This is a genomic window from Corynebacterium sp. HMSC056F09 (assembly GCF_001815785.1).
Classification (GTDB): Bacteria; Actinomycetota; Actinomycetes; order Mycobacteriales; family Mycobacteriaceae; genus Corynebacterium; species Corynebacterium hiratae.
On the sequence record NZ_KV821946.1, the window covers coordinates 1 to 3,247 of the forward strand.

A 3,247-nucleotide genomic window follows, 5' to 3' on the forward strand; every position below is an offset into this window, starting at 1 on the left:
CATTCGTCGAAATCTTCGGCTCAACAGACTCATCTGGAAGACCAGGCTGGTCAATAGGAACCACACGCTGTCCCCCACCACTGTTATGAGTGATTATGCCGTTAGGGCCAACCACAGTGATGAAGGCATCCGCCGGCTGCTCAGGGATAGTGACCGACGGATCGGCTTCAAACTGCTCGTCGAGCGTTTGCGCATTGTCCTTTAGAATGCGCAGCCCCGTGTTCGCCGTAAAGTCCTCGGAGTTGCCGTCAAATCCGTGGAGCGGACGTGCCAGACCAGAGGTATCACCCCCGTCATTTGCGTGAATAAACTTAATCGCGGCAGCCCTACCCGACGCATCAGAGACGAGCGCTGCCAAATAAACGCTGTACCGATTAGCAAGTTTCTTATCGCCAGCCGCCGTAGCATCACGCAGCTTCAGAGCAACTCCGATCGCCGCATTTTGAAACTTCGGGTCATCAAAGCGAATCGCCCCTGCAGTGGACTTCTTGTAGCTGCCCGTCTTGAGCATAGGATCGGCAACAGTGTAATCAATACACCAGCCCCATCCGACATCGTTGTCCGTGTGGGGATTCTTCGCACCTTTTGGCGGCTGTCCAGCCCACACAAGCTGGCCCCAGCTATGGTCTCCGCCAATCTTCTTATTTTCAGCACCCAACGTCGTGTTAGGCACGAAATCAGTCGGCTCGGCCGCGCCAGCCTTCGCCCAGGGAACGGTAACCATGGCCGCAATTACTGCAATTGCCGTAAGCACAGCAGTAAAGACCATCCACCCCTCTCTGGAGATATTCCTTAATCTACTCATCGTTTCCTCTTCGAATGATGTGAATGTCTACAAGCTTTCTGCACAGCAGCCTTAAACCACTGAACCAATCTGAAATCTGGACGTAGGTTTTTACACCTTGACCGGCGATTCTTCTTAGGAATCTCACGAACTCTTATAGTCCACTCAGGAGAATATCATTCAGCACAGGAAGCTGCAAGGTATCTCATTGCTCCATAAATTTTGCTTATACCCACGGCGGAGTACATTTCCCCTGCATGAACCCGCATTTAAGCCGAACGGTTGCTATTTATCGCCCATTCGTTCTATTTTCTGTTAACGCCGTCAACTTCTAAATATTTCTTATAATACTCAACCTAAGATTTACTAAGTTTGCATATCAGTTTTCGCCCATCCGGATTGCGCAAGGAAACCTTCCGCCAGCGCAAACAGCCCCCGTGCGCGCCCCCGCTGGCCTAATCCCCTTGTAAGCACCTGCGATACCTACGATCCCCTGCGACCTTATAGCACCCCAAGGCCCGCGAAAGCTCGTACTCGCGAGCACTTAGCGCCCTTGCCGCTACACCTCGCAGACACGCGAAACGGCCGTGCACAAAGCAGGCCGCCATTCCCCATTAGAAACCTCACCCCACGGGGCTTAAGGCCACTACCCCATTAATCATTTTTATGTCTCGCCGAGTCCTCATTAAACATCCGCGGAACGCGTGAGCTTCGGATCAACGTCGACGACCGGCTCGGGAACCTCAATAACCTCGATGTCGGAGACCGGCGAGCCAGCGGGAGTCACAGGCTGCGCATCCACCTGGTCTGCCCCAGAAGACGAGCCCGGCGCCACAGTAATCTTCGCCGCCGCGAGCGCTGCCCTATCGCGGGCCGTCTCAACGTCCTCAGCAGTCGTGGCCACCATGCCCATGCGGCGCCCGGCATATGCCCACGGCTTACCAAACAGACGCACGTCCGTCTCCTCATAAGCCAGAGCGGCATCGAGGCCGGAATAGGAGACGTCATCAAGCTCTGCATCCGCGTGCAGAATGACCGCCGCACCGGGGCTCACCAATGTCACATCAATCGGGAAGCCCAACATTGCGCGGACATGCAGCTCAAACTCAGAGAAGCGCTGTGTGTATCCAGTCAGCATCGCAGTATCCAAAGGACGCGGCGAAACAGAAGAGAAGTACACCTCATCACCCGCCACGAACAGCTCAACGCCATAAACACCGCGCCCGCCCAGCTCGTTAGAGATACGCGCCGCAACCGACCGCGCATTCGCCAGCGCATCTTCACTCATCGCCATAGGCTGCCAAGACTCCACCAAGTCACCGTTCTCATGGCGGTGGCCAATGGGCTCACTAAACCACGTCGCCATTTTCCCAGTAGCCGGATCAATGGAACGCACCGCCAACAACGTGACCTCATAATCAAAATCAACGAAGCGCTCCACCACCACACGCTTGTGGTCGGTAGACACGTGGCGCACCATGGCCCACGTTTCCTCTATTTCTTCCTCTTCCTTAAGAAGAACGTGCCCCTTACCGGAGGTCGTAATATCCGGCTTCACGATGCACGGCAGCCCCAACTCCCCCACTGCCTCCTGCAGCTCCTCAGCAGTCTCAGCAAAGCGATACGCCGTCACAGGAAGACCGATACTCTCAGCCACCTCACGCACGCTCTCACGGGACTGCGTGAGCTCACAAGCCCGCGCCGTCGGCACAACCGTAGCGCCTACTTCTTCCTCAATGCGCTTGAGCGCCTCCACCGCGACAGTCTCCACCTCCGGGACCACATAGTCCGGCTTGATTCGCTCAGTAAGCTCCCACACCTTCTGCGGGTCCCTAATGTCTGCGATGTAGCTAAAGTGCGCAAGCTGCTGCGCGGGTGCTCCTGCGTAGCGGTCCACAGCGTGCACCTCGAGCCCCAGATTCTGAAAGGCTATTACCAACTGCTTGCCCAGCTCGCCCGCCCCCAGGAGCAGCACCTTGGTAGCGCTTCCTGTTAAGGGGGTTCCGATCTGGCCTGCGATGTCGCCTACGGTAGTCATTCTCGAATTATCGCACACATTTCACGCCGCGCTGCTTGGCGACGTCCCCCGATTCCCCACAACCACCCAAACTCACCGCACCCCACGACGACACGGTGCCCCGGGCTCCGGCCCGGGGGTGCAAGATCGCCAAAGCCCCCTTTACCCACCGCAGGGAAACAGTGGGAAAGGGGGCTTGGCGCTACAGACTGACCTTCTAGCGTGTCAGCCGGCCACGGGGGCCGGCTGGCCCTCGGTTATCGCGGTCTTCCTCTTACTTGGAGGATCCCTCGCCAGCACCCGGTGCACAAGCATCAGCCAACAGGCCGATAGCCAAAGCACCAGCAGCAATCAGAGCCACAGCACCAGCAGCCTGCTGGTAATCAGCACCGAAGCGCTTCAGCTGAGCATTGATGCCATTGACCTGGTCAGCCAACGGGCCGTTA

Annotated in this window: 1 protein-coding gene and 1 pseudogene; both read right to left on the reverse strand. The window is 57.0% G+C overall.

The genetic code is table 11. From position 1 onward, the window contains the following. Nucleotides 1–769: pseudogene (locus HMPREF3056_RS13620) on the reverse strand (adhesin); the annotation flags it as partial. 700 nt (nt 770–1,469) lie between these two features. After that, the gene (gene purT / locus HMPREF3056_RS08845) at nt 1,470–2,822 is read right to left on the reverse strand and encodes a formate-dependent phosphoribosylglycinamide formyltransferase (protein WP_070754588.1); all 1,353 of its coding nucleotides are present in this window, start codon (nt 2,820–2,822) and stop codon (nt 1,470–1,472) included. Between the last annotated feature and the right edge of the window lie 425 nt (nt 2,823–3,247).